This is a genomic window from Sphingobium agrisoli (assembly GCF_041877245.1).
Lineage (GTDB): Bacteria > Pseudomonadota > Alphaproteobacteria > Sphingomonadales > Sphingomonadaceae > Sphingobium.
The window spans coordinates 19,668-44,676 of record NZ_JBHDJI010000011.1; the positions used below are offsets into that span (position 1 = coordinate 19,668).

General features: G+C 66.1%; 24 protein-coding genes and 2 tRNA genes. 13 read left to right on the forward strand and 13 right to left on the reverse strand.

What is annotated here, in order from left to right; translation table 11 throughout:
• The first annotated feature begins 67 nt into the window (after positions 1–67).
• Positions 68–505: a DUF6628 family protein gene (locus ACETPF_RS16345; protein WP_373935619.1), complete on the forward strand. Its 438-nt coding sequence runs from the start codon at positions 68–70 to the stop codon at positions 503–505.
• Here the strand turns inward: ACETPF_RS16345 and ACETPF_RS16350 are convergent.
• Both ACETPF_RS16350 and ACETPF_RS16355 read right to left on the reverse strand, forming a co-directional pair.
• A complete protein-coding gene (locus ACETPF_RS16350) occupies positions 493–1,815 on the reverse strand; it encodes an AmpG family muropeptide MFS transporter (protein WP_373935620.1) in 1,323 nt (440 codons plus the stop codon). The genes ACETPF_RS16345 and ACETPF_RS16350 overlap by 13 nt on opposite strands.
• Positions 1,816–1,894: 79 nt before the next feature.
• Positions 1,895–2,356 carry a response regulator gene (locus ACETPF_RS16355; protein WP_373935621.1) on the reverse strand — a complete coding sequence of 154 codons (462 nt, stop codon included), beginning with the start codon at positions 2,354–2,356 and terminating at the stop codon, positions 1,895–1,897.
• Between the two features lie 484 nt (positions 2,357–2,840).
• On the opposite strand from ACETPF_RS16355, the gene ACETPF_RS16360 reads away from it, so the two are divergent.
• Complete coding sequence (locus tag ACETPF_RS16360) at positions 2,841–3,503, forward strand: pseudouridine synthase (protein ID WP_373935622.1); 663 nt, start codon at positions 2,841–2,843, stop codon at positions 3,501–3,503.
• Complete coding sequence (gene rsmD, locus ACETPF_RS16365) at positions 3,500–4,039, forward strand: 16S rRNA (guanine(966)-N(2))-methyltransferase RsmD (protein WP_373935623.1); 540 nt, start codon at positions 3,500–3,502, stop codon at positions 4,037–4,039. Before ACETPF_RS16360 ends, rsmD begins: the two co-directional genes overlap by 4 nt.
• A 53-nt stretch (positions 4,040–4,092) precedes the next feature.
• Here rsmD and ACETPF_RS16370 read toward each other — a convergent pair whose 3' ends face one another.
• Together ACETPF_RS16370 and ACETPF_RS16375 are read right to left on the reverse strand one after the other, a co-directional pair.
• Positions 4,093–4,542 carry a Fe-S oxidoreductase gene (locus tag ACETPF_RS16370; RefSeq protein ID WP_373935624.1) on the reverse strand — a complete coding sequence of 150 codons (450 nt, stop codon included), beginning with the start codon at positions 4,540–4,542 and terminating at the stop codon, positions 4,093–4,095.
• A gap of 133 nt (positions 4,543–4,675) precedes the next feature.
• Positions 4,676–5,074: a GFA family protein gene (locus tag ACETPF_RS16375; protein ID WP_373935625.1), complete on the reverse strand. Its 399-nt coding sequence runs from the start codon at positions 5,072–5,074 to the stop codon at positions 4,676–4,678.
• 104 nt (positions 5,075–5,178) lie between these two features.
• Between ACETPF_RS16375 and ACETPF_RS16380 the strand changes: the two genes are divergently transcribed.
• A complete protein-coding gene (locus ACETPF_RS16380) occupies positions 5,179–7,455 on the forward strand; it encodes an ATP-dependent helicase (RefSeq protein ID WP_373935626.1) in 2,277 nt (758 codons plus the stop codon).
• A 34-nt stretch (positions 7,456–7,489) separates the two neighbouring features.
• Positions 7,490–8,179 (forward strand): HPP family protein, encoded by a 690-nt coding sequence (locus tag ACETPF_RS16385; protein ID WP_373935627.1) that lies wholly within the window; start codon positions 7,490–7,492, stop codon positions 8,177–8,179.
• 54 nt (positions 8,180–8,233) lie between these two features.
• Here the strand turns inward: ACETPF_RS16385 and ACETPF_RS16390 are convergent, their stop codons facing one another.
• From ACETPF_RS16390 to ACETPF_RS16400, 3 genes are all read right to left on the reverse strand, one after another.
• A complete protein-coding gene (locus tag ACETPF_RS16390) occupies positions 8,234–8,524 on the reverse strand; it encodes a GIY-YIG nuclease family protein (protein WP_373935628.1) in 291 nt (96 codons plus the stop codon).
• 202 nt (positions 8,525–8,726) lie between these two features.
• A tRNA-Ala gene (locus ACETPF_RS16395) sits at positions 8,727–8,802 on the reverse strand.
• Between the two features lie 90 nt (positions 8,803–8,892).
• Complete coding sequence (locus tag ACETPF_RS16400) at positions 8,893–9,228, reverse strand: TIGR02300 family protein (RefSeq protein ID WP_373935629.1); 336 nt, start codon at positions 9,226–9,228, stop codon at positions 8,893–8,895.
• A 254-nt stretch (positions 9,229–9,482) separates the two neighbouring features.
• Here ACETPF_RS16400 and aroA point away from each other — a divergent pair, with 254 nt between their 5' ends.
• The 7 genes from aroA (at position 9,483) to ACETPF_RS16435 (ending at position 15,972) form a co-directional block, all read left to right on the forward strand.
• Positions 9,483–10,715 (forward strand): 3-phosphoshikimate 1-carboxyvinyltransferase, encoded by a 1,233-nt coding sequence (gene aroA / locus ACETPF_RS16405; RefSeq protein ID WP_373935738.1) that lies wholly within the window; start codon positions 9,483–9,485, stop codon positions 10,713–10,715.
• Positions 10,712–10,960, forward strand: coding sequence for a CBU_0592 family membrane protein (locus ACETPF_RS16410; protein WP_373935630.1), 249 nt, complete (start codon positions 10,712–10,714; stop codon positions 10,958–10,960). The genes aroA and ACETPF_RS16410 overlap by 4 nt, the downstream gene beginning before the upstream one ends.
• Entirely contained in the window at positions 10,957–11,592 is a 636-nt protein-coding gene (gene cmk / locus ACETPF_RS16415; protein WP_373935631.1) for a (d)CMP kinase, read from the forward strand. Before ACETPF_RS16410 ends, cmk begins: the two co-directional genes overlap by 4 nt.
• Positions 11,593–11,764: 172 nt before the next feature.
• Entirely contained in the window at positions 11,765–13,477 is a 1,713-nt protein-coding gene (gene rpsA / locus ACETPF_RS16420) for a 30S ribosomal protein S1 (RefSeq protein WP_373935632.1), read from the forward strand.
• Positions 13,478–13,665: 188 nt separating this feature from the next.
• Positions 13,666–13,956 carry an integration host factor subunit beta gene (locus ACETPF_RS16425; RefSeq protein WP_373935633.1) on the forward strand — a complete coding sequence of 97 codons (291 nt, stop codon included), beginning with the start codon at positions 13,666–13,668 and terminating at the stop codon, positions 13,954–13,956.
• A gap of 63 nt (positions 13,957–14,019) precedes the next feature.
• A tRNA-Leu gene (locus ACETPF_RS16430) sits at positions 14,020–14,105 on the forward strand.
• An 82-nt stretch (positions 14,106–14,187) separates the two neighbouring features.
• Complete coding sequence (locus tag ACETPF_RS16435) at positions 14,188–15,972, forward strand: cation:proton antiporter domain-containing protein (RefSeq protein WP_373935634.1); 1,785 nt, start codon at positions 14,188–14,190, stop codon at positions 15,970–15,972.
• Here the strand turns inward: ACETPF_RS16435 and ACETPF_RS16440 are convergent.
• The 6 genes from ACETPF_RS16440 to ACETPF_RS16465 form a co-directional block, all read right to left on the reverse strand.
• Positions 15,969–16,913, reverse strand: a complete 945-nt coding sequence (locus ACETPF_RS16440) for a glutaminase (protein WP_373935635.1) — start codon at positions 16,911–16,913, stop codon at positions 15,969–15,971. The two genes, ACETPF_RS16435 and ACETPF_RS16440, sit on opposite strands and share 4 nt — an antisense overlap.
• Positions 16,914–16,923: 10 nt before the next feature.
• The gene (gene alaS / locus ACETPF_RS16445; protein ID WP_373935636.1) at positions 16,924–19,590 is read right to left on the reverse strand and encodes an alanine--tRNA ligase; all 2,667 of its coding nucleotides are present in this window, start codon (positions 19,588–19,590) and stop codon (positions 16,924–16,926) included.
• A 151-nt stretch (positions 19,591–19,741) separates the two neighbouring features.
• A complete protein-coding gene (locus ACETPF_RS16450; protein ID WP_373935637.1) occupies positions 19,742–19,912 on the reverse strand; it encodes a hypothetical protein in 171 nt (56 codons plus the stop codon).
• 15 nt (positions 19,913–19,927) lie between these two features.
• Entirely contained in the window at positions 19,928–21,187 is a 1,260-nt protein-coding gene (locus tag ACETPF_RS16455) for a M24 family metallopeptidase (protein ID WP_373935638.1), read from the reverse strand.
• Positions 21,174–21,800, reverse strand: coding sequence for a glutathione S-transferase family protein (locus ACETPF_RS16460; protein WP_373935639.1), 627 nt, complete (start codon positions 21,798–21,800; stop codon positions 21,174–21,176). Before ACETPF_RS16460 ends, ACETPF_RS16455 begins: the two co-directional genes overlap by 14 nt.
• Positions 21,801–21,871: 71 nt before the next feature.
• Entirely contained in the window at positions 21,872–23,986 is a 2,115-nt protein-coding gene (locus ACETPF_RS16465; protein WP_373935640.1) for a malate synthase G, read from the reverse strand.
• 103 nt (positions 23,987–24,089) lie between these two features.
• On the opposite strand from ACETPF_RS16465, the gene ACETPF_RS16470 reads away from it, so the two are divergent.
• The gene (locus ACETPF_RS16470; RefSeq protein WP_373935641.1) at positions 24,090–24,995 is read left to right on the forward strand and encodes a LysR family transcriptional regulator; all 906 of its coding nucleotides are present in this window, start codon (positions 24,090–24,092) and stop codon (positions 24,993–24,995) included.
• Positions 24,996–25,009 lie beyond the last annotated feature (14 nt).

The following is a 25,009-nucleotide window of genomic DNA, read 5'->3' on the forward strand; positions in this document are numbered from 1 at the left end:
TTATCTTGCGAATGATTTGCAATAGCGTAATCTGCGCGCACCCACCCGCAGCAGAAGGCGCGAATCTATGGCCTATGGAGAGACATCCCCCCTCGATCTGCCCCGGCCGATGCCCGGTGGCTATGGCAGCCGCCTCTTCCTTTTCGGCGTCCGCCGCATGGCAAGCGCCGGGGTCAACGACGCCCATACGGCCAATGCGATGCTCGGCGCGTTCGGGCGCAGCTATCGCCGCCCGCTGGTGCTCATGCGCGCGATGATGCTGGAACTGGCGCGGGCGTCCAGCCGCAGGATATTGGTCGCTCCCTGCTGCTGCGCCCGCATGACCGCTGACGAAGCGACGCTGATGCAGGCGGCGGCGGTCGCGCTGCGCGATCCCGAGGCGGCTTACGACGGGGTAAGCCGCCTGCTCGGTAACGATCATGCGCTGGGCGCGCTCACCTGCCTTCAGGCGGTGGCGCAAGCCTATGCCGACGTCGGCAGGCCGTTGGAGCTTTACGCGGGCTGATCGCCTTGCTCTGTTGCCGCCGTCCCGACGCTCGCGTCGATCAGGCCGGCGCGCATCATCGCCCAGAAGAGCAGGATGCCGGGCACGGCCAGCGCGGTGGTGAGCAGGTAGAAATCGACATAGCCGAACCGCTCGATCAGCGCGCCCGCGCTCGCGCCGGTCAGAAAGCGGCCGACGATGCTCGCCGCCGCCGAGATCAGCGCATATTGCGCGGCGGTAAAGCGCAGGTCGCAGAGCGCGGAGAAATAGGCGACGACGGTGACGCCGCCGATGCCGCTCGCAAAATTCTCGAAGCCGATCGCCCCGGCCATCCCCCAGTTGCTTTTGCCAACCGCAGCAAGGGCGGCGAAGCTGAAATTGGAGACGCACATGAGGACGAGGCTGAGCAGCACCGACCTTTTCATGCCCAGCCGCGCGTAGAGCACGCCGCCTATGAAGATGCCGATCAGATAGGCCCAGAAGCCGACACCCACGTCATAAATCACGATCTCGTCATTGCTATAGCCAAGATCGTCGAACAGCAGGCGGAAGGTGAGGTTCGCCAGCGTGTCGCCAATTTTGTGCAGCAGGATGAAGAGCAGGACGAGGAAAGCGCCCCGACGGCGGAAAAACTCCATCAGCGGCCCGGCTATCGACTGCCAGACCTCGTCCATCCCGCGCCTGCCGGCGGGATCGCGGTGTCGTTCCGGTTCCCCGAGCAGAAGGCCAGTCAGCATTGCGGGCAATGCGAACACCGCGCAGGCGACATAGGCGCCCTGCCACCCGATCCGCGCCGCCAACACCAGCGCCAGGGAGGCTGCCGCGACCGACCCGATGCGCCAGCCATATTGCGACATGCCCGATCCGACGCCCAGTTGTTCGGGCTTCAGCATCTCGATCCGGTATGCGTCGATGACGATATCGTAGGTCGCGCCCGCCGCGCCCACCAAGACAGCGGCATAGGCGGTCTGGATAAGGCTTGTCGTGGGATCGACCAGGGCCAGATTGACCACGGCCGCCATCACCAGCACGCCCGCCAGGAGCAGCCAGGACACGCGCTGCCCCAGCCGACCGATCAGCGGCAGGCGAACGCCGTCCACGACCCACGCCCACAGCCATTTAAGATTATAGACGAGGAAAGCGAGCGTGAACGCCGTCACCGCCTTCTTGTCGATGCCATCTTGCGCCAGCCGCGTGGTCAGCGTCGCGCCGATCATCGCGTAGGGGAAACCGGAGGACACGCCCAGAAAGAAGGCGGCCAGCGGTCCCTTTTGGACATAGGGCTTTACCGCGTCCGCCCAACTGCGGCGGGCCTGCATGGCGTCGGTCATGAACTCCGCGTCCCCCTGAAAAGCGTCTCGCGCGCCACCATATGGCCTGACGCATCCTGTGCAAGCGCTTTGCCAGGGATCAGTCCGCCGCGTCGAACAGGCTAAGGCCGGGCGGCAGCTTAGGGCGGCGCACCCCGCGCAGCAGGGCGTCTATCACCACGATCGACGCAATGAGGTCGCGCGGCGCATAAGGCTTGGCAAGGCACCCCATCGCGATCGATCGCGCGTCGACCGGGCAGCGTCCGGTCACGAAAAGAACCGGCAGCCCGCGCGCCGCGGCATGGCGCGCGACATCGATGCCGTTGCGCTCGCCATGCAGCCCCACATCGGCGATCACCAGATCGACCCCGCCCTCGTCCATCACGCGTACGGCATGGTCGTAATCGTTGACCGTGGCGGCAATGCGATAGCCGGCCTGTTCCAGCGCATGTTCATTATCGAACGCGACGAGCGGCTCATCCTCCACCACCAGCACGGTGCGGACGCTGCGCTTGCGCCGTTGCGGCTTGCCCTCATCCTGCTTCAGCAGCCCGAAAAACATTTGCCAAGTCCGCCCTGTTTCCGCCATGCACCCGATGAAACGCCGCGCCCCGGCGCCGGGTTGCCGGCGGGGTCGCCAAAACCCCTCTTTCGAGCGCCGGCGTCGCACATTTCAGCCTGATGCCGGTTTTGCACGCATGTGGGAATGGCCGGCGCGCAAGAAAAGGAATGCCCTGTTGGAACCGCCCAAAAAATCCGGACCGCCGCGCCGGCGAGGCCCCGGCGGACCGAAGCGGCCCGGAGGAACGGAAGGTGGGGATCGGAGCGCCGGGGCGCTTCGGCCGACACGAGGCGAGCGCCGGAACGCGCCTTCGCCGGCCAAGCGCGCGGCCGCTGGTAGCAAGCCGTCGATCAAGCCTGCCGCCCCTCGCCCAGCCAACCCACATCCGGCGCGCGCCGCGTCCGGCGTCGACACTGCTGAGCCGCAGCGTATCGCCAAGCTGCTGGCGCGCGCGGGCGTCGCCTCCCGCCGGGAAATCGAGCGGATGATCGCGGAGGGTCGCATCGCACGCGATGGCGTGATGATCGATACGCCCGCGACGCTGCTGACCTCTCTGCACGGCGTCACCGTCGATGGCGTAGCGGTCGCCGCACCGGCGCCAGCGCGACTGTTCCTGTTCCATAAGCCCACCGGGTGCCTCACCACCGAGCGCGATCCGGCCGGCCGCCCGACCATCTACGACCGCATGCCAGAAGGGCTGCCGCGGCTGATGCCGATCGGGCGCCTGGACATGAATACCGAGGGACTGCTGCTGCTCACCACCGATGGCGGGTTCAAGCGGCAGATGGAACTGCCCGCGACCGGCGTGCCCCGCACCTACCGTGCCCGTGCGTTCGGCGACGTCAGCCAGCAGCAGCTGGAGGATCTGTTCGAGGGTCTTGAAATCGAGGGCATCCGCTACGGCCGGATCGAGGCCAATCTGGAACGGCGGACCGGGCGCAACCAGTGGATCGAAATGACCCTGACCGAAGGCAAGAATCGGGAGGTACGGCGCGTGCTCGAACATCTGGGGCTGAAGGTCAGCCGGCTGATCCGCACCGCCTACGGCCCGTTCACTCTGGGCGAGATGCCCGTCGGCGCGGTCGAGGAAGTCCGGCAGCATGACCTCATCCTGTTCCGCAACAGCCTGAAGGCTCGCTCCGAATGAGGATTATCGCGGGCCAGTGGCGCGGCCGTCCGCTGGTCGCGCCCAAGGGAGACGCCACCCGCCCCACCGCCGACCGGACGCGCGAAACCCTGTTCTCTATGCTGACCAGCCGGCTGGGATCGTTCGAGGGGCTGGCCGTGGGTGATTTCTTCGCCGGATCGGGCGCATTGGGTTACGAGGCGCTGTCGCGCGGCGCGGCGTCCTGCCTGTTCGTCGAGCAGGACAAGGCGGCACTGGACGCGATCCGCGCCAACGGCGAAAAGCTCGGCGTACGCCCCGATATCCGCGCGGGCAGCGTCCTGTCGCTGGGACCAGCGCCAAAGGCGCTCGACCTCATTTTCATGGACCCGCCTTATCAGAGCGGCGCAGGACAGGTGGCGCTCGACAAGCTCGCCCGGCTCGGCTGGACCCAGGCCGCGACCTGGATCAGCGTCGAAACCGATCGGCGCGAAGATGTGGCCGTCAAGGGGTTTGCAGTCGACGCGGTGCGCGACGTCGGCAAGGCGCGGTTGACCCTTCTCCGCGCGGACGGGTGACATGACAAGGGCGGCCACTGCTAGCCGCCCTCGTCATTTTCGCAGCGTTCCGATCAGCGGGGCTTGAGGGCCTTGCGCGCTTCGCCGGGATTGACGCAGCTGTCCTGAACGGTCCGCGAACAGACCGGATATGCCTTTGTCTCGGTCAGCGGGGGCGTCATGTTGCCGCCCACGGTAACGGGGTTTGCATCCGATCCGACCGGCGCACCGGGGTCGCGCGGAACGCCCGCAGGTGCGGGAACCATCCCGGTTTCAGGCGGGACCGCACCGGTCGGCTGGCCGGCATTGGGGTCGGCGGGCGGCGGCATGGCCGCACTCGGAGCAGGATCGGCCGGCGGATTGGCAGCTCGGGTCGGCGATGATGGCGCGGCGGGATCGGCGGGTGGCGTCATGGCGTCACCGGGCGGCTGGCTTCCGGGGGTTCCCATAACCTGTGCGGTGGCAGGGCCTTGCATGGCTGCGAGGCTCAGCAGCGCCGCGCCGGCCAGGAGCAGTTTCCTCATCGGGATCATCCTTTCCTTCTGTTCTCGCCCCGTCGCCCGCTCGGGCGCAGCATAGAACAAGAAGGTGGCGACGCCCGTTCCGTAATGAGACGACCGGATGTGCGCCCCGCGCGACCAGCCGCTCAATCTGACGTCATGGCTCCTCGGGATAACGATCGAAAGCAGGCAGCTTGTCCAGGCTCGCCATCCACGGATGCGCCTCCGCCATTTGGATCTGCCCCTCGGGCGGCAGCGCGGCGGGATCATCCAGCGTACTCGTCTGGATGTCGATCGCGCCGGGAAAGACGGTGGGGTTGGTATAAAAGAGCCCGGTGCCGCAGGTGCCGCAGAAATGGCGGGTCGCATGTTCCGACGACTGATAGCGGACCGGATTGCCATGGATCGTCACCTGATCCTGCTGGAACAAGGCCCAACTGACCATCGGCGCGCCGGCGCTCGCGCGGCAGTCGCTGCAATGGCAGATCGCGCTGTGCGCCGGCTTGCCCTCCGCCTCGTATCGGATCGCGCCGCACTGGCATTTTCCCGTCAGCATCGCGGTTCCTGTCTTGCATGATTCGCCTTTTGTTCTCATAGAATGAAGCTCGCCGCAAGGGGCCCGCCCTTGCCCCCACCCCCTTGCGCTCCTAGTTGTCCATGATGACGCTGCCCGCCCCTTCACCCAATGATCCGCCCTATCTGCGCGGCCTCAACCCGCCGCAACGCGAGGCGGTGCTGACGACCGAGGGGCCGGTGCTGGTGCTGGCCGGCGCGGGCACCGGCAAGACGGCGGCGCTGACCGCGCGGCTTGCCCACCTTATTGCCACGCGCCGCGCCTGGCCGTCCGAAATCCTGGCCGTCACCTTCACCAACAAGGCCGCGCGGGAAATGCGCGCACGCGTCGGCGGCATGATCGGCGATGCGGTCGAGGGAATGCCCTGGCTCGGCACCTTCCACGCGATCGCGGCCAAGATGCTGCGTCGCCATGCCGAATTGGTGGGATTGCAGGCCAACTTCACCATTCTCGATACCGACGACCAGCTTCGGCTGCTCAAACAGCTTATCCAGGCGGAAGGCATCGACGAGAAACGCTGGCCCGCGCGACAATTCGCCGGACTGATCGATCAATGGAAGAACAAGGGGCTGACCCCGGCCGAGGTCGGCGCGGGCGAGGCGGAAGCCTATGCGCATGGCAAGGGGCAGAAGCTCTATGCCGCCTACCAGGCGCGGCTGCGCGATGTGAATGCCTGTGATTTCGGTGACTTGCTGCTGCATGTTCTGACGATCTTGAAGACGCATCGCGACGTGTTGGAGCAATATCAGCAGAAATTCCGCTACATCATGGTGGACGAATATCAGGACACCAACTCCAGCCAATATCTCTGGCTGCGGCTGCTGGCGCAGAACCGGAAAAATATCTGCTGCGTGGGCGACGACGACCAGTCCATCTATTCATGGCGCGGGGCAGAAGTCGCCAATATCCTGCGGTTCGAAAAGAATTTTCCCGGCGCGACCATCATTAGGCTGGAGCAGAATTATCGCTCCACGCCGCACATATTGGGCGCGGCGTCGGGCGTAATCGCGGAAAATGGCAATCGCCTGGGCAAGACATTGTGGACCGACATCGACGTCGGCGAGAAGGTGCGCGTCGTCGGCATATGGGACGGGCCGGAGGAAGCGCGCCGCGTTGGCGAGGAGATAGAGGCGATCGAGCGCGGCGGCGCATCGCTGGAGGAAGTCGCGATTCTCGTCCGCGCCCAGCACCAGACCCGCGAGTTCGAGGACCGTTTTATCCAGATCGGCCTGCCCTACCGCATCGTCGGCGGCTTCCGATTCTATGAGCGCGCCGAAATCCGCGACGCGCTCGCCTATCTCCGCCTCGTCAACCAGCCGGCCGACGACCTCGCCTTCGAGCGGATAGTCAATGTTCCCAAGCGGGGCCTCGGCGACAAGGCGGTGGAGAAGCTGCATCGCCTTGCCCGCGCGCAGGGCGTGCCTCTGACACTGGCGGCGGCGCGCATCCTCGACACCGACGAGCTGACGCCGCAGGCGCGCCGCTCGCTGGGCGCGTTCATCGGCGATCTCGCCCGCTGGCGGGATCGCGCGGCGCAACTGCCCCATGGCGAGCTTGCGCGGCAGATCCTCGACGAAAGCGGCTACACGGCCATGCTTCAGGCCGAACGCTCGACCGAAAGCGCCGGGCGGCTCGAGAACCTCACCGAACTCACCCGCGCGATGGAGGAATATGAAACGCTGGGCGCCTTCTTGGAGCATGTCAGCCTCGTCATGGACAACGAGGCGCAGGCGGAGGAGCGCAAGGTCACGATCATGACCATCCACGCCGCCAAGGGGCTGGAATTCGACAATGTGTTCCTCGCCGGCTGGGAGGAAGGCATTTTCCCGTCGCAGCGCGCTCTGGACGAAGGCGGATTGAACAGCCTGGAGGAGGAGCGCCGCCTCGCTTATGTGGCGATCACCCGCGCACGCAAGCGCTGCACCATCCTCCACGCCGCCAACCGCCGCATCTACGGCCAGTGGACCAGTTCCATCCCCTCCCGCTTCGTGGGCGAACTGCCGCCCGAACATGTGGAGGAGGAAAGCAGCATGACCGGCGGCGCGTCGCTGTGGCGCGCCAACTGGTCGGAAAGGGACGATCCCTTCGCCAACGTCGCGCGCGGCACCGGACGCGGGCCGGGTTGGCAGCGGGCGCAATCCTCCGGCCAGTTCAGCCGGGAGCCGGTGCGGATCGTGGAGGCGCGCGCCTCGGCCGTGTCGCTCGGCAACAAGGGGCGCGACGACATGGCGGTGGGACTGCGCGTGTTCCACCAGAAATTCGGCTATGGAACCATCGCGGAGATCGAGGGCAACAAGCTGGAGATCGACTTCGAGACGGCGGGACGAAAGCGCGTAATGGACAGTTTCGTGAGCGTGCCCTAGGGCGGTTCGACCATCATCCGGACCGAGTGTTCCGATGCCCTATCGCTTCTTCAAGCCCATCCTTGCGGGCGCGCAACTCCCCGGCCGCCTTGCCGCCTGCCTCGGCGCCGCCATCGGCATCACGCTAACGATCGTCGTCTGTTCGCAACTGCCGCTGGCCAGCAGCGACTTGCCCGTCATCGTCGCACCGCTCGGCGCTTCGGCGGTGCTGGTGTTCGCCGTTCCGGCCAGTCCGCTGGCGCAGCCCTGGTCGGTGGTGGGCGGCAATATCCTTTCAACGCTGGTCGGCGTGATGGTCTATCGGCTGGTGCCGAATGTCGAACTGGCGAGCGGGCTGGCGGTCGGCGGCGCGATCCTGTTGATGTCGCTGCTGCGCTGCCTGCACCCGCCGGGCGGCGCGGCGGCGCTGACGGCCGTGATCGGCAGCGACAGCATCCATGCAGCCGGATATGGCTTCGCCTTAGCGCCGGTGGGAATCAATTCGATCGCGTTGGTCTTGCTGGCGATGCTGTTCCACCGCATCAGCGGCCATAGCTACCCGCACCGGCCCGCCTTGCCACCGCCAGCCGCCCGCGCCGAGCAGGCCGCCGCCGGCCTTCATACCGAGGATATCGATCGGGCGCTGGAGGACATGCACGAAAGCTTCGACATCGCGCGAGAAGATCTGGATTTGCTGCTGTCCCGGGCGGAACTGCATGCGAAGGCGCGGATTGGGCAGGAGTAACAGCTTCATCCCCTTGTCCGTTCGTCCTGAGCTTGTCGAAGGACGCGCGCTTCCCTAGCCGCCAGTCTGCCTGTTACGCGCCAGCACTTTGATGCGCTCCCAATTCCCCTCGACCAGAGCCTGCTTCTTACCGCGACTCCATCCCTTGATGCGCCGCTCGGCAGCCAGCGCTTCATCACGTGTGCCAAAGCTTTCGCTCCAGATGAGTGCGATGGGCCGGCGAGGCGCGGTATAACCGCTCGCGTCACCTTGCTTATGCGCCGCGACGCGTAGGTCCAGATTATCGGTATGGCCGGCGTAGAAAGAGCCGTCGCTGCATCGCAGAAGGTAAGCGTAGAAGCTCATGCTTTGTCATAAGCGCAGGGTGCGTTTGTCATGGGGAGCCGTCCCGGACGACTTCATGGTGAGCTACACCCCCTTCGCTGTCGCTCCGGGAATTTCGCCGGAAGCCATCCCCGGACGGCTTCCTCTTCGGCTACACCCCTTCGCTGTCGCTTCGGAAGTTTTTCGGGAAAATGTCCCCCGGACATTTCATTGTCCGAAAACCTGGTGGAGCCTAGCGGGATCGAACCGCTGACCTCCTGCATGCCATGCAGGCGCTCTCCCAGCTGAGCTAAGGCCCCGTCACCAGATGGAAGCGCCGTTTGGGTCCGGCGCTTCGAGGTCGCTGCCTCTAGGATCAGGCGATCCGGTTGGCAAGCGGAAATTTGAACTTAATTATCGTCGTCTTCGTCCCCGCCGGCATCGACGCCCAGATCGTCGTCGCCGCCCAGATCGACGTCGTTATCCGGCGAATCGCCATCTTCATCGACATCGATGTCGAGGTCCAGATCGTCATCTGCCGTTTCGAGTTCGCCGTCCGCGGTCTCGATGACCTTCTTGGGCGCGACCTCTTCATAGGGCAGCGGTTGCTTGGACTTCAGGACCGGTTCCGGTTCCCAGGCCGCACCGCAATTGATGCAGGTGACCGGATCGTCCTTGCCCAGGTCGTAGAAGCGAGTCGCGCATTTCGGGCAGGTCCGCTTCGTGCCCCATTCAGCCTTCACCATGTCCGGCCTGTTCCTTCTTAATGCTCAAACAGAAATCACGCGGCGCAACGGGTGTTGGCCGCGAAACGTCGCGCGCCTTGCCATAGGCAAACCGCGCTGTCAAAAGCCGCGTCGCCTTTTTTCGGTTCCAGCCCATTGGACAGCCATTGACCCCGACAGACGATCACCCCGCCCCCCGCATTTTCACCGCCGCGCCGCCGCTGTCGGGCAGCGTCACCGTGCCGGGCGACAAGAGCATTTCCCACCGATCGCTGATGCTCTCCGCGCTCGCCGTCGGCGAAAGCCGGGTGGAGGGGCTGCTGGAGGGCGAGGATGTGCTCGCAACGGCCGCCGCGATGCGCGCGATGGGCGCGCAGGTCGAACGGGATGCGGACGGCGTCTGGCATATCCATGGCGTCGGCGTGGGCGGCCTGCTTCAGCCCGACACGGCGCTCGACATGGGCAATAGCGGCACGTCGACCCGGCTGCTGATGGGCCTGCTCGCCAGCCATGATCTGACCGCGACCTTCGTGGGCGATGCATCCTTAAGCAAGCGTCCGATGGCACGCGTCACCGAACCGCTGAGCCGGATGGGCGCAAGCTTTACGACAAGCCCCGGCGATCGCCTGCCGCTGACGATGCGCGGCGCATGCCCGGCGGTGCCGCTGGACTATACTCTGCCCGTCGCTTCGGCTCAGGTGAAATCCGCGATCCTGCTGGCGGGGCTGAACACGCCGGGCATCACCCGCGTCGTCGAGCCGATCCCCACGCGTGACCATAGCGAGCGTATGCTCAGGGGCTTCGGCGCGGACCTGAATGTCGAGGTCGCGGCGGACGGGGCCCGGATCATCACCCTCCTCGGCGAGCCGGAGTTCAGGCCGCAGCATATCGTCGTGCCAGGCGACCCCTCCTCCGCCGCCTTCCCGATGGTCGCGGCACTGCTGGTGCCAGGATCGCAGGTCACGATCCTCAATGTCGGCCTCAACGCCACGCGCGCCGGCGTCATCGACTTGCTGCGCGAAATGGGCGGCTCGATAGAGGTCATCAACGCCCGCGAAGTCGGCGGCGAGCCGGTCGGCGACCTGATCGTCACCGCCTCCGCTTTGAAAGGCGTCGAGCCAGACCCCGCCCGCGCGCCCAGCATGATCGACGAATATCCCGTCGCCTTCATCGCCGCCGCCTGTGCCGAAGGGCGCAGCATCTTCCGCGGCCTCGAAGAACTGCGCGTCAAGGAGTCCGACCGCATCACCACCATGGCGCAGGGTCTGCGCGCCATCGGCGTCCCGGTCGAGGAACTGGAGGATGGGATCGTCATCGAGGGCAGCGGCGGGGCGCCCTTGTCCGGCGGCGGTCCGATCGCGACGAAGCTGGATCATCGGATCGCCATGAGCTTCGCCGTCGCGGGCCTCGTATCGAAAAACGGTGTCACCATCGATGACATGCGCCCGGTGGCGACCAGTTTCCCGACTTTCGTGCCGCTGCTCCAGCAACTGGGAGCCATCGCATGACATTCGACCTTGCCAATATTATCGGCCTGATCGGCAGCGGCCTGATGGTCGTCGCCTACGCCTACAGCAACATGGCGAAAAGCCTGAACTTCGTCATTTTCAACCTCCTCAACCTCGTCGGATCGCTGCTGCTGATCTGGTCGCTGACGGTGCATTTCAATCTGGCGTCGATGACGCTGGAGATCGTCTGGGCGGCGATCGCGCTGCTCGGGCTGGGCAACGCCTTGCGAAGGAAGCGCGCATGATCATCGCCGTCGACGGTCCTGCCGCATCGGGCAAGGGCACGATCGCCAAGGCGCTGGGCCGCCATTATGGGCTGCCGGTGCTGGACACCGGACTCCTCTATCGCGCGGTGGGCCTGTCGGTATTGAAGGCCGGGCGCGACCCGGACATGGAGGCCGATGCGCTGGCCGCCTGCGATTTCAATGATGCGACGCTTGCCGACCCAGCACTCCGCACCGAAGCGGTCGGCAGCCTCGCCAGCCGCGTGTCGGTGCACCAGAGCGTGCGCGACGCGCTGGTTCAGCGGCAACGCGACTTCGCCACCCAGCCGGGCGGCGCGATCCTCGACGGGCGCGACATCGGCACCGTGATCGCGCCCGACGCCGACGCCAAGATCTTTGTCACGGCAAGCGTCAGGGTGCGCGCGGAACGCCGCTATCAGGACGCGCTTTCCCATGGCGGCACGCCCGATCTCGACAGCCTCATCGCCGACATCCAGGCGCGCGACACGCGCGACATGAGCCGGGATCATGCGCCGCTCAAGCAGGCCGACGGCGCGGACTTGCTAGACACGAGCGATTTGACTATAGACGCCGCCGTCAGCCAAGCGATCGCGCTTGTCGACGCCCAGCTTGAAGGTCGCCGTCACGGCTGACCCGACAAGGCGTGCGGTTCTGCCGCGCGCCCTTTTCGCTTTTCTCGCCTGCGTGTTGGCCAGCCGGAACGCCGCGCTGATGCCCGTTCCGCGTCCGGCGGCACGGGCGGTTTGGCCAAAGACCATCGGATACAACCGGTTGGCCAGCAATGACGAGTGAAGGAACGACTTAATGGCCTCTACGGCATTCCCCACGCGCGACGATTTCGCCGCGCTGCTCAATGATTCCCTCGGTGGCGAGGACGGCGGGTTCGAAGGCCGCGTCGTCAAGGGCACCGTAACCGCCATCGAAAATGACCTGGCCGTCATCGACGTGGGCCTCAAGTCCGAAGGCCGCGTGCCGCTGCGCGAATTCGCCGCGCCCGGCCAGAAGGCTGACCTCAAGGTCGGCGACGAAGTCGAAGTCTATGTCGACCGCGTCGAGAACGCGCATGGCGAAGCGATGCTGTCGCGCGACCGCGCCCGCCGCGAAGCCGCGTGGGACAAGCTGGAGAGCGAGTTCACCGAGAACGCCCGCGTCGAAGGCGTCATCTTCGGCCGCGTCAAGGGCGGCTTCACCGTCGATCTCGACGGCGCCGTTGCGTTTCTGCCCGGCAGCCAGGTCGACATCCGCCCGGTGCGCGACGTCACCCCGCTGATGGACATTCCTCAGCCCTTCCAGATCCTCAAGATGGATCGTCGCCGCGGCAACATCGTCGTGTCGCGCCGCGCCATTCTGGAAGAGACCCGCGCCGAACAGCGCAGCGGCCTCATCCAGACGCTGGCCGAGGGCCAGATCATCGAGGGCGTGGTCAAGAACATCACCGATTACGGCGCGTTCGTGGACCTGGGCGGCATCGATGGCCTGCTGCACGTCACCGACCTCAGCTACAAGCGGATCAACCACCCCAACGAGATGATCAACATCGGCGACACCGTCCGTGTCCAGATCATCCGCATCAACCGCGACACCCAGCGCATTTCGCTTGGCATGAAGCAGCTTGAAAGCGATCCGTGGGAAGGCGCATCGGCCAAATATCCGATCGGCGCCAAGCTGTCGGGCCGCGTCACGAACATCACCGAATATGGCGCGTTCGTCGAGCTGGAGCCGGGCATCGAGGGCCTGGTCCATGTCAGCGAAATGTCCTGGACCAAGAAGAACGTCCATCCCGGCAAGATCGTGTCGACCAGCCAGGAAGTCGACGTCATCGTCCTGGAAGTCGATCCCGACAAGCGCCGCATCAGCCTCGGCCTCAAGCAGGCGATCAGCAACCCCTGGGACAGCTTCGCCGAACGTCACCCGGTGGGTTCGACCGTCGAGGGCGAAGTCAAGAACGCGACCGAATTCGGCCTGTTCATCGGCCTGGACGGCGACGTGGACGGCATGGTCCATATGTCGGACATCGCCTGGGGCATTTCGGGCGAGGACGCGTTGGCGCTGCACCGCAAGGGCGAGACCGTTCAGGCCGTCGTTCTCGACATCGATGTCGAGAAGGAGCGCATCAGCCTCGGCATGAAGCAGCTTGAGCGCGGCGGCCCGGCAGCCGGCGGCACCTCGGCCGCATCGGCCGGCCTCAACAAGAACGCGATCGTCACCGTCACGGTTCTGGAAGTTCGTGACGGCGGCCTGGAAGTCCAGGCCGGCGAAGACGGCGCGACCGGCTTCATCAAGCGCAGCGACCTTGGCCGCGACCGCGACGAACAGCGTTCCGAGCGTTTCCAGATCGGCCAGAAGTTCGATGCCATGGTGACCGGCTTCGACCGCGCCAAGAAGCCGACCTTCTCGGTCAAGGCGATGCAGATCGCCGAAGAGAAGCAGGCTGTGGCGCAGTATGGCTCGTCCGACAGCGGCGCGTCGCTGGGCGACATCCTGGGCGAAGCGCTCAAGGCCAAGAGCGAGGGCTAAAACCCCTCCTGCTGCCCTTTGGGGAAGAGGCCCGCCGGACCCCGTCCGGCGGGCCTTTTGCTTTGAAATTGCAGAATAAACCGATCGTCTCGAAACGGTAACGCAATTTTCGCACGCTCATTGTCATTGGCGGGCCGACGCTCTATTGTAGATCCTTGGGACACAGCATTGAGGGGCGCTGAGAACCAATGATCCGTTCGGAACTTATCCAGAAACTGGCCGAGGAAAATCCTGGGCTAAACCTGCCTGAGGTCGAAAAAATCGTCGACCTTTTCTTCAAGGAGATTGTCGAGCGACTATCGAGCGGGGGGCGCGTCGAGCTGCGCGGCTTCGGCGCGTTTACGACGCGCGCGCGCGAAGCGCGCACAGGGCGAAATCCGCGAACCGGCGAACAGGTGCCGGTCTGCGCCAAGCGCGTGCCCTATTTCAAGCCGGGCAAGGAAATGCGCGAACGGCTGAACGTCAAGGGCGACGCCTGACCCCATCGGCCGCTTGACCTGCTGCCCGCCAGCCGTCAGGGAAGGCGGGCCGCAGGACGGCGCGCGGACGTGGCGAAATCGGTAGACGCAGCGGACTTAAAATCCGCCTTCCCCTGGAAATGCGGGTTCAAGTCCCGCCGTCCGCACCACCGGGAACGATGCCGGTTCTTTTTCCCGCCGCAGTGCCGTCGAGGGGGTAGCCTTTTCATGTCTCACCCGCAATGATGGGGCATGGCCGGCGCGATCAACCCACATAGCTTCAGCGACTCTCTGGTGATCCTGGGAGCAGCGGGGCTCGTCATCCCCGGTTTCGCCCGTTTCCGCATCAGTCCCGTGATCGGGTTCATTCTGGTGGGTCTCGCGGTGGGACCGGCGGGTCTGGGCGCACTCGTCGGACAATATCCGTGGCTCTACCATGTCACCATTTCCGACCGGGAAGCGATCGAGCCCTTTGCCGAACTGGGCGTCATATTGCTGCTCTTCTCGATCGGCCTGGAGCTGAGTTTCCGCCGATTGTGGACGATGCGCACGCAGGTCTTCGGCGTCGGCGCGACCGAACTGCTCGGCAGCGGGCTGCTGATCGCGCTCGGCCTCTATCTGCTGGGCCAACCGACCGCCGGCGCGATCGGGCTGGGGCTGGCGCTTGCTCTATCCTCCACTGCCGTGGTGCTGCCGATGGTCGGCACACAGAGCGCGGTCGGACGCGCAGCCTTCTCGATGCTGTTGTTCGAGGATCTGGCGCTCGTCCCCATCATCTTCATGCTGGGCGCGCTCGCCCCGTCCGTCGCCGCCAGCCCGGACGGTCCATGGAGCGAGATGGCGAACACCCTGCTGAAGGGCGGCATTACCATTGCCGTGATGCTGGTGCTCGGGCGCTTCACCCTGCCCCATATCTTCAGCCAGGCGGCGCGGACCAAGAGTCCCGAAGTGTTCCTGGCGGCCAGCCTGCTGGTGGTGATCGTATCCAGCCTTGCGACTTCGATCGCCGGCCTCTCGCCGATCGTCGGCGCGCTGCTCGCCGGGCTGCTGATCGCCGAAACCGACTATCATGGCGAGGTCGAGGTGATGACCGCGCCGTTCAAGGGGCTGGCGCTCGGCGTCTTCCTGATCACCGTGGGCATGAGCCTCGACATCCGGGTGATACTCGCCAACTGGCCCAGCCTGCTGCTCGCGGTGCTGGGGGTCGTCATCGCCAAGACGCTGGTGACGGCGGCGCTGCTCTATATCTCCGGCGCGCGCAAGGGCGTGGCGATGGAGGTCGGGCTGCTGATGTCTAGCCCGTCCGAAACCACCCTGATCGTGTTGTCCACGGCGGCGGCGGCGCAACTCATCCTGCCCTCCACTGCCGCCTTCTGGCAGATCGTGACCGCGATCGGCCTCACCATCACCCCGCTGCTGGCGCGGATCGGCCATGATGTGTCGCGCCGGCTGGAAATGGCGCTGGGCGAGGAACGGGTGGAGGCAGAGGAGGACCAGACCGAGGCGGCGGCGGTCGTCATTGGCTTCGGCCGGGTCGGCCGCATGGTCTGCGACCTGCTCAAGACCCATCGCCAGCGCTTCATCGTGGTCGAGTCCGATCCCGATGTCGTCGCGGAGGCGCGGCGGCAGGGCTATCCCATCCTGTTCGGCGACGTGGCGCGCGCGGAGATGCTCGACAAGCTGCGCCTGGGCCATGCGCGCGCGCTCATTCTGACGATGGACGATCCGGTGCTGTCCGTACGTGTCACGCGGCGGGTGCGCGGCTGGGTGCCCGATTTGCCCATCATCGCCCGCGCGCGCGACACCGACCATGCGGCACAGCTGTATCAGGCCGGCGCAAGCGACGCCGTGCCTGAGACGCTGGAAAGCTCGTTGCAACTCGCCGAAACTGCGCTGGTCGATCTGGGCGTCGCAATGGGGCCGGTGATCGCCTCCATCCACCAGATGCGGGAGGATTTGCGTGTCGGGATCAAGGACGCCGCGCAGATGGAGACCGCGCCAAAACTGCGCCGGCTGCGCCCGGACGAGGTGGGCTAGGCCGCACCCTCCTGCCCGCTGAACACCGACCATCCCATGCCGATCGCCAGCCGCTCCAGCGCCTGCGTGCCGATCTGGCTGTTGCCATTGGCGTTGAGGCCCGGCGACCAGACCGCGATCGAAGCGCAACCGGGCACGATCGCCAATATGCCTCCACCCACCCCCGACTTGCCGGGAATGCCGACGCGAAAAGCGAAATCGCCCGACGCATCATAATGGCCGCAGGTCAGCATCAGCGCATTGATGCGCCGCGCCCGCCCCGGCGATATCACCCGCCCGCCGTCGGGATGGCGGCCGCCCAGCATCAGGTAGCGGCCCGCCAGCGCCAGCTGCCGGCAACTCATCTCGATCGCGCACTGATGGACATAGAGGCCCAGCACCAGATCGACCGGATGGCGGACATTGCCGAAGGCGCGCATATAGTTGGCCAGCGCCATGTTGCGAAAGCCGGTGACGGTTTCGGATGCGGCGACATCCTCGTTGATGGCGATCCCGTCGTCGCCGCTCAGATAGCGGATGAAGCGCAGTATCTCGCCGATCGCGACGCGCGGCTGGTGCCCGCCCAGATTGACGTCGGACACGACGATCGCACCCGCGTTGATGAAGGGGTTGCGCGGAATCCCCTGTTCCTGCTCCAGCTGGACGATGGAGTTGAACGCGTTGCCCGACGGCTCCCGCCCCACCCGCTCCCACAGCTGGTCGCCGACCTTGCCGAGCGCCAGGGTCAGCGCGAACACCTTGGAAATGGACTGGATCGAAAAGCCGGTTTCGGCGTCGCCGCCGGTCAGGACACGCCCATCCGCGGTGGCGACCGCAATCCCGAACTGCGCCGGATCGATCTTCGCCAGCTCCGGGATATAGGTCGCGACCTGCCCGCGATCCTCAACCTCTGCCGCCAGCGCGACGATCTCCGCGATCAGGGCTGGCAGGTCGCGCCGCATCCCGGCCGCGTCAGGCCGGGACGCTTGCCAGCGCCGCCTTCACCGCGTCGATCGCCGCCTGCGCCTTGTCGCCATCCGGGCCACCGCCCTGCGCCATGTCGGGCCGGCCGCCGCCACCCTTGCCGCCCAGCGCCTCGACACCCGCGCGGACCAGATCGACCGCGCTGATGCTGGCGATGAGGTCGTCGGTCACGCCGACCGCGATGCTCGCGCGCCCGTCGACCACGGCCAGCACAGCGGACACGCCGCTGCCCAGCGTCGCCTTGTTCTGATCGACGATCCCGCGCAACTCCTTGGGGTCCAGCCCCTCGATCACCTGGCCCATAAAGTTGACCGTGCCGACCTGCTCTGGCCCCGCTGCCTTGGCCGCGCCACCGCCGCCCAAGGCCAGCGCCTTCTTCGCGTCGGCCAGTTCGCGCTCCAGCCGTCGGCTCTGCTCGACCAGCGCGGCGATGCGCGCAGGCACCTCCTCCGGCGTGGTCTTCAATGCAGCGGCGGTCTGGCGCAGCTTGTCGTCACGCTCGGTCAGCCAGAGGCGAGCGGCCTCTCCGGTCAGCGCCTCGATCCGGCGAACGCCTGATGAAACCGCGCTTTCCGACACGATCTTGAACAGGGCTATGTCCCCCGTCGCGTTGACGTGGGTGCCGCCGCACAGCTCGACCGAATAATGGAGTTCCTCGGCCAGCGGCCCGCCCCGGCCCATGGACAGGACGCGCACTTCGTCGCCATATTTCTCGCCGAACAGCGCCATCGCGCCCGCCGCGATGGCATCGTCCGGGGTCATGAGGCGCGTGTTGACCACCTCATTATAGCGTATCTGCCCGTTCACATCCGCCTCGACCGCCGCCAACTGTTTGTGAGTCAGCGCTTCGGGATGCGAAAAGTCGAAGCGCAGCCGATCGGGTGCGACCAGGCTGCCCTTCTGCGTGACATGAGCCCCAAGCTCCTTGCGCAGCGCGGCGTGGAGCAGGTGGGTGGCGCTGTGATTGGCGCGGATGCGGTCGCGGCGATCGACGTCGACCGCCAGATGCACCGTGTCGCCAACCTTGACGCTCCCGGCCTCGATCGTCGCGCGGTGCGCGTGCAGGCGACCGAGCGGCTTGGACGTATCCTCGACCTTCGCCGACAGGCCGGCCTGCGAACTGATGACGCCTGCGTCGCCCATCTGGCCGCCGCTTTCGCCGTAGAAAGGCGTCTGGTTGGTGACGATCGTCACCGTCTCGCCGGCGGTCGCCTGGTCGAAGTTCACACCGTCCTTGACGATCGCCAGCACCTCGCCTTCGCCCTGGATCGAGCTGTAGCCGATGAATTCGGTGTTGCCGGCCTTTTCGGCGATATCGAACCAGATTTCGTCCGATGCCTTCTCGCCCGACCCTTTCCACGCGGCGCGCGCGGCGGCCTTCTGCTCCGCCATCGCGGCGTCGAACCCGGCGCGATCGACCGTCAGCCCGCGCGAACGCAGCGCATCTTCGGTCAGGTCGTAGGGGAAGCCGTAGGTGTCGTAGAGCTTGAACGCCGTTTCGCCCGGCAGCGTGCCGCCGTCGGCGAGATCGCCGGTCGCCTCGTCCAGAAGTTTCAGGCCGTTTTCCAACGTCTTGCGGAACCTTGTTTCCTCGCGGAGCAAGGTTTCCTCGATCAGCGGCTGCGCGCGGACCAGTTCGGGATAGGCCCCGCCCATTTCCGACACGAGGCTGGAGACGAGCCGATACATCAGCGGCTCCTTCGCGCCGATGATATGCGCGTGACGCATCGCGCGGCGCATGATCCGGCGCAGGACATAGCCGCGTCCTTCGTTCGCCGGCAGCACGCCGTCCGCGATCAGGAAGCTGGTCGAGCGCAGATGGTCCGCTATCACCCGGTGGCTCGCCTTATGCTCGCCGTCGGTCGCGGTCTTGCTGAGAGCGCCGCTCTCGGCAATCAGCGCCTTGAACGTGTCGGTGTCATAATTGTCGTGCACGCCCTGGAGCACGGCGGCGATCCGCTCCAGCCCCATGCCGGTGTCGATGCTGGGCTTGGGCAGTTCGCTGACGATCTCGTTCGCTTCCTGCTCATATTGCATGAAGACGAGGTTCCAGATCTCGACGAAGCGATCGCCATCCTCCTCCGGCGATCCGGGGGGGCCGCCCCAGATATGGTCGCCATGGTCGTAAAAGATTTCCGAGCAGGGACCGCACGGCCCGCTATCGCCCATCGCCCAGAAATTATCCTTGGTCGGGATGCGGATGATGCGCTCTTCGGGCAGGCCCGCGATCTTCTTCCACAGGTCGAAGGCTTCGTCGTCCGTATGATAGACGGTCGCGGTCAGCTTCTCCGCCGGCAGCCCCCATTCCTTCGTCAGCAGCGTCCACGCATGGGTGATCGCCTGCTCCTTGAAATAGTCGCCGAAGCTGAAATTGCCCAGCATTTCGAAGAAGGTATGGTGCCGCGCGGTGTAGCCGACATTGTCGAGATCATTATGCTTGCCGCCCGCGCGCACCGACTTCTGGCTGGACGTCGCGGTCTTGTAAGGGCGCGTCTCCAGCCCCGTAAAGACATTCTTGAACGGCACCATGCCCGCATTGACGAACATCAGCGTCGGGTCGTTATGCGGCACCAGCGGGGCCGAGGGAACGATGGTGTGGCCGTTGGCCCCGAAATAGTCGAGGAAGGAGCGGCGAATGTCGTTGGTCGATGTCATGGCCGCGATTTAGTGGGAAGCGCGGCGGCGCACAAGCGGGGGTTTTGGTCGCTGTCCAACCTTCGTCATGCCAGCGCAGGCTGGCATCTCACTTCCTTTTGGTGGTGGGGTGATGGAGTAGGGAGATTCCTGCCCTCCCCAAGGACGGCAGCTAACCTGCGACGAACCAAATTAACATTGCGACGGAAGCGACAGCCCAACCTGCAAGGCCGACAGCCAGACCTCCGAGAATCCCGACAGCAGCGTTCCACCGTCGCGCGAGGAAAATCGCCGCGCCGAAACCAGACATGAAGATCAAGATGATGATTACCGCCGCGATCATGCTCTATGGCCGCCTTTACTCGACAGGCTCCTCAATCGACACCGGCGGCGTCGAAAACCAAACCGGCCCCGCCTCAGCCATATGGAAACAGTCCTCCAGCCGGATGCCCATCATACCCGGCAGATACAGCCCCGGTTCGTTGGAGAAGCACATGCCGACGTCCAGCTTCGTGGCTTCGCCATGGACGAGGTTGACCGGCTCATGCCCCTCCATGCCGATGCCGTGCCCGGTGCGATGCGACAGGCCGGGAAGCGCATAGCCCGGACCATAGCCGAGCGCCTCATAATGCCGCCGCACCGCATCATCCACCGACCCTGCCGGCGCGCCGATCTTCGCTGCGGCAAAGGCGATCTTCTGCCCGTCCGCCACATCGTTCCACACCTTGCGCTGCCGGGGCGTCGGGGTCGCGCCATGCACCCAGCTGCGGCTGATGTCGGACTGATAATCCTCGACCGTGCAGCCGCAATCCATCAGCACCACCTCCCCCGCGCGGACCGCCTGCGGCTTGCCGGAGCCATGCGGATAGGCGGCGGCCTCGCCCAGCAGGACGAGGTTGAACTCGACCTTGCCGCCCAATTGCTTCGTCGCGGCGGACATCAGCGCGCCGATCTCGGCGGGCGTCATCCCGGCCCTGACCTGAGGATAGGTCCAGCGATAGGCGGCCATCGTCACATCCGCCGCCGCCTGCATCAGCGCGATCTCGGCCGCGGTCTTGCGCATCCGTATGGCGCGGGTGACGGGGTCGCGCACCAACGTCGCTTCGGGCAATGCGGCCTTCAGCCCATCCACGGCGAAATAGCGCACCGTCTCCTCGATCCCGATGCGGCCCTTCGCCAGGCCCCGGGCGCGCAGGAAGTCGGCGATCGGCGCATAGGGGCTCTCATCCTCCTGCCACACGCGCACCTCGGCCGGTATCGCAAGCGACTCGTCGATCGAGGGCTTCTCGAAAAACGGACAGACGACGAGCGGCGCGCCGCTCGCCGGTATGACAGCAGCGGTCAGCCGTTCGGAGCGGTGCCAGCGTATGCCCGTATAGTAAACGAGGCCCGCGCCCGGCTCGATCAGCAGCGCGTCGATCCCCGCCGCCTGCATCATGCGCTGCGCGCGGACCAGGCGATCGGCGCGCTCGGCCTCGCCGATCGGCGCGATGCCGCCGGTCAGCGGCTTCAGCGCCTCGGCCGCGCGCTCCTGCGCGAACAGGCGCGGGCTGATCGCCGCGACAGCGATCCCGGCGGCGGCATGGCGCAACAGCGTCCGGCGATCAGGCGTAGGCATAGGGGCCTCCCGCCTTCAGCGCCGCCCGATAGGCCGGGCGGGCGTGCATCTCGTCCAGCCAGCGGATCAGATGCGGGCGCGATCCGCCCAACCCGCCGCGCGACCGCGACGCCTCCAGCGGAAAGCTCATCATCATATCCGCCGCCGTGAACGTGTCGCCCGCAAAATAGGGCCGGTCCGCCAGTTCCGTCTCCAACCAGTCGAGATGATCGTCCAGCATCCGCTGCACCGTCGGCCGCGCCGGCCGGCCGAGCAGGCCCAGCCGGTTCACGACCAGCAGCGCCAAAAGCGGCGGCATCATCGATCCTTCGGCATAGTGCATGAACTGCCGGTAGCGGATTGCGCCCTCCGCATCGTCCGGCGCACCGAATCTGCCGCCGGCGCGCGCGACCAGATGCTCCATGATCGCGCCGGTCTCGATCAGCCGGTGCCCGTCCACCTCAACCACGGGCGAGCGGCCCAGCGGATGCACGGCGCGCAATGACGCAGGCGCGCGCATCGTCTTGCGATCCCGCTCATATCGGCGCACTTCATAGGGCTCGCCCAGTTCCTCCAGCAGCCAGAGGATGCGCTGCGACCGGCTGTTGTCGAGGTGATGGACGAGGATGGTCATGGCGGCTCCCTTGGCTTGGCGCCAAGGGCTAACCGCAGACCGGCCTCGTCACAACATCCCTTCGCCTGCCGTCAGGCGATTTCCAGCGCCGCCGCCGCCTTCTTCCGCGCGCGGAAGGCATGGAGCAGCGGCTCGGTATAGCCGCTCGGCTGCTCGCCCCCCTCGAACACCAGCGCGCGCGCCGCCTGATAGGCCAGGCTCTCCCCTTCCCGCCCGCGCATCGGCTCGTAAAGCGGATCGCCCGCATTCTGAGCATCGACCTTCGTCGCCATGCGCCCGAAGGCGGCGTCGATCTGCTCCGCCGTGCAGACGCCGTGCAGCAGCCAGTTCGCCATATGCTGCGACGAAATACGCAGCGTCGCGCGATCCTCCATCAGGCCGATGTCGTGGATGTCGGGCACCTTGGAACAGCCGACGCCCTGGTCGACCCAGCGAACGACATAGCCCAATATGCCCTGCGCGTTATTGTCCAGTTCCTGCGCGATCTCCTCCTCGGAGAAATTGCGGCCGACGGCCACCGGGATAGTCAGCAGTTTGGACAGCGGCGCTACTCCCTCCGCCGCGCGTTCCCTGCGCCGCGCGAACACATCGACGCGGTGATAATGGGTGGCGTGCAGCGTCGCGGCGGTGGGCGACGGCACCCAGGCGGTGTTGGCCCCGCTCATCGGATGGCCGACCTTTTGGCTGAGCATGTCGCCCATGCGATCGGGCGCTGCCCACATGCCCTTGCCGATCTGCGCCCGCCCGTCGAGCCCGCAGGCGAGCCCGATCTGGACGTTGCGGTCCTCATAGGCCGCGATCCAGTCGCTCGTCTTCATCTCGCCCTTGCGGATCATCGGGCCGGCCTGCATCGACGTGTGCATCTCGTCGCCGGTGCGGTCCAGGAAGCCGGTGTTGATGAAGACGATGCGGTCCTTCACCGCATGGATGCAGGCGGCAAGATTGGCGGAGGTGCGCCGCTCCTCGTCCATCACGCCGACTTTCAGCGTATGGCGGGCCATGCCCAGCATGTCCTCGATTCCGTCGAACAGCCGGTTGGTGAAACCCGCCTCCTCCGGCCCGTGCATCTTGGGCTTGACGATATAGACGCTGCCCGCGCGGCTGTTCGCCTTGCGTCCCGTGACGTCATGCAGCGCGATCAGGCTGGTCACGATGCCGTCGACTATGCCCTCGGGCGCTTCGTCGCCATTGGGCAGGCGAACCGCAGGCGTGGTCATCAAATGGCCGACATTGCGGACGAACAACAGGCTGCGGCCCGGCAGGGTGAAGGCGCTTCCATCGGGCGCGGTATAGCTGCGATCCGAATTGAGCGAACGCGACATCATCGCCCCGCCTTTCTCGAACGTGTCGGTCAGGTCGCCCTGCATCAACCCCAGCCAGTTGGCATAGGCCGCGACCTTGTCCGCCGCGTCCACCGCAGCGATCGAATCTTCGAGGTCGCAGATGGTCGTGAGCGCGGACTCCAGAATGACGTCGGCGATCCCCGCCGGATCGGTCGCGCCGATCGGATGCGAGGAATCGAAGACGACCTCGATATGCAGGCCATTGTGGCGGAACAGCTTGCCCTTTTCGCTCGCGCCGACGAACTGCGACGGATCGGCCAGCACGATATTCCCGCCGGCAAAATCGACCCAACTGCCGGTCGCCAGCGGGATCGCGTCATCCAGGAACGCCTTGGCCCAGCCGATAACCTGCGCGCCCCGCGCGGCGTCATAGCCCTTCCCCGCCGCCGCGCCGGGAATGGCGTCGGCGCCATAAAGCGCGTCGTAGAGGCTGCCCCAGCGCGCGTTTGCCGCGTTCAGCAGGAAGCGCGCGTTCAGGATCGGCACCACCAGCTGCGGCCCTGCCATCGTGGCGACCTCCGGGTCGACATTCGCGCTGCCGATGGCGAAGGGCGCGGGTTCGGGAACCAGATAGCCGATCTCGCGCAGAAAGGCGTCATATGCGGCGGCGTCATGCGGCTGGCCCCGGCGCTGCTCGTGCCAGCTGTCGATCTGCGCCTGAAGCGTGTCCCGCTTCCGCAGCAGGGCCGCATTCTCCGGCGCGAACCGCGCGAATATGTCCGCCGCGCCTGCCCAGAAGGCGTCGGGCGCGATGCCGGTGCCGGGCAGGGCGCGCTGCTCGATGAAATCGGCGAGCGACACCGCGACCTGAAGGCCGGCTTTGTCGATCATCGGGTCGGTCATGGCTCTTCTCCCAGAACAGGTGCGTCGATGCCATCTTAGCGCTTTTGCATTATGCTGCATATCCGCTATTATGCGAACACAGTCATTCTTCTGGTGAACGAATATGATGGACCCCGACCATGAATTGTTCGTCACCATAGTCGATGAAGGCGGCCTCGCGGCAGCCGGGCGGCGGCTGCATATTTCGCCGGCCATGATGTCCAAGCGCCTCGCGCGACTGGAGGAAAGGCTCGGCGCGACGCTCGTCCACCGCACCACGCGGCGGCTGGCGCTGACCCCCGCGGGCGAGCGGCTCCATGGCGACCTGCGCGCGATCCTGGCGGCCCTCGACGACGCCGAACGCCGCGTCTCGGGCACATCGGCGATGGCGAGCGGTCCCCTGCGGATCAGCGCCCCCACCTCCTTCGGGCGGATCCATCTCGCCCCCTATCTCCAGCGCTTTCTGGACGATCATCCGGCGGTCGATCTCAGCGTCGACCTGTCCGACGACTATAGCGACCTGCTCGACGGCCGCTTCGACCTTGCTCTCCGCATCTCGGCCGACCCCGGCCCCGCGCTCATGGCGCGGCGGCTGGCGACTAATCACCGTATCCTCTGCGCCGCGCCCGCTTATCTGGACGCGCACGGCACGCCCCACCGGATCGCCGATCTCAAGGCGCATCGCCTGCTCGCCGCGCGCGGGCAGATGCCGTGGCGGCTGGTCGGGCCGAAGGGTCCGGTCACGATCGAGGGGCAAAGCCATGTGCGCACCAACAGCAGCGAACTGGTCCGCGAACTCACACTGGCGGGCGGCGGCATCGCGCTGCGCTCGCTCTGGGACATCGCCGAAGCGCTGGACAAGGGTCTTGTCCGACAGATTTTACCCGATCATACGGGCTCGTCCGATGTCGGCCTCTACGCCGTTCACCTGCCGCAGGCCAATCCGACCCGCGCACTCACGGCCTTCGTCGAATTTCTGGTCGGACTATATGCGCCCGCGCCGCCCTGGGGGCGCACTGTCTTGCCCTAGCGGAACGCAGGCTC

Coding starts and splice junctions, on each gene's coding strand:
- ACETPF_RS16345 (WP_373935619.1), top strand. CDS start 68: ATGGCCTATGGAGAGACATCCCCCCTCGATCTGCCCCGGCCGATGCCC.
- ACETPF_RS16350 (WP_373935620.1), bottom strand. CDS start 1,815: ATGACCGACGCCATGCAGGCCCGCCGCAGTTGGGCGGACGCGGTAAAG.
- ACETPF_RS16355 (WP_373935621.1), bottom strand. CDS start 2,356: ATGTTTTTCGGGCTGCTGAAGCAGGATGAGGGCAAGCCGCAACGGCGC.
- ACETPF_RS16360 (WP_373935622.1), top strand. CDS start 2,841: ATGATCGCGGAGGGTCGCATCGCACGCGATGGCGTGATGATCGATACG.
- rsmD (WP_373935623.1), top strand. CDS start 3,500: ATGAGGATTATCGCGGGCCAGTGGCGCGGCCGTCCGCTGGTCGCGCCC.
- ACETPF_RS16370 (WP_373935624.1), bottom strand. CDS start 4,542: ATGAGGAAACTGCTCCTGGCCGGCGCGGCGCTGCTGAGCCTCGCAGCC.
- ACETPF_RS16375 (WP_373935625.1), bottom strand. CDS start 5,074: ATGCTGACGGGAAAATGCCAGTGCGGCGCGATCCGATACGAGGCGGAG.
- ACETPF_RS16380 (WP_373935626.1), top strand. CDS start 5,179: ATGACGCTGCCCGCCCCTTCACCCAATGATCCGCCCTATCTGCGCGGC.
- ACETPF_RS16385 (WP_373935627.1), top strand. CDS start 7,490: ATGCCCTATCGCTTCTTCAAGCCCATCCTTGCGGGCGCGCAACTCCCC.
- ACETPF_RS16390 (WP_373935628.1), bottom strand. CDS start 8,524: ATGAGCTTCTACGCTTACCTTCTGCGATGCAGCGACGGCTCTTTCTAC.
- ACETPF_RS16400 (WP_373935629.1), bottom strand. CDS start 9,228: ATGGTGAAGGCTGAATGGGGCACGAAGCGGACCTGCCCGAAATGCGCG.
- aroA (WP_373935738.1), top strand. CDS start 9,483: ATGCTCTCCGCGCTCGCCGTCGGCGAAAGCCGGGTGGAGGGGCTGCTG.
- ACETPF_RS16410 (WP_373935630.1), top strand. CDS start 10,712: ATGACATTCGACCTTGCCAATATTATCGGCCTGATCGGCAGCGGCCTG.
- cmk (WP_373935631.1), top strand. CDS start 10,957: ATGATCATCGCCGTCGACGGTCCTGCCGCATCGGGCAAGGGCACGATC.
- rpsA (WP_373935632.1), top strand. CDS start 11,765: ATGGCCTCTACGGCATTCCCCACGCGCGACGATTTCGCCGCGCTGCTC.
- ACETPF_RS16425 (WP_373935633.1), top strand. CDS start 13,666: ATGATCCGTTCGGAACTTATCCAGAAACTGGCCGAGGAAAATCCTGGG.
- ACETPF_RS16435 (WP_373935634.1), top strand. CDS start 14,188: ATGGCCGGCGCGATCAACCCACATAGCTTCAGCGACTCTCTGGTGATC.
- ACETPF_RS16440 (WP_373935635.1), bottom strand. CDS start 16,913: ATGCGGCGCGACCTGCCAGCCCTGATCGCGGAGATCGTCGCGCTGGCG.
- alaS (WP_373935636.1), bottom strand. CDS start 19,590: ATGACATCGACCAACGACATTCGCCGCTCCTTCCTCGACTATTTCGGG.
- ACETPF_RS16450 (WP_373935637.1), bottom strand. CDS start 19,912: ATGATCGCGGCGGTAATCATCATCTTGATCTTCATGTCTGGTTTCGGC.
- ACETPF_RS16455 (WP_373935638.1), bottom strand. CDS start 21,187: ATGCCTACGCCTGATCGCCGGACGCTGTTGCGCCATGCCGCCGCCGGG.
- ACETPF_RS16460 (WP_373935639.1), bottom strand. CDS start 21,800: ATGACCATCCTCGTCCATCACCTCGACAACAGCCGGTCGCAGCGCATC.
- ACETPF_RS16465 (WP_373935640.1), bottom strand. CDS start 23,986: ATGACCGACCCGATGATCGACAAAGCCGGCCTTCAGGTCGCGGTGTCG.
- ACETPF_RS16470 (WP_373935641.1), top strand. CDS start 24,090: ATGATGGACCCCGACCATGAATTGTTCGTCACCATAGTCGATGAAGGC.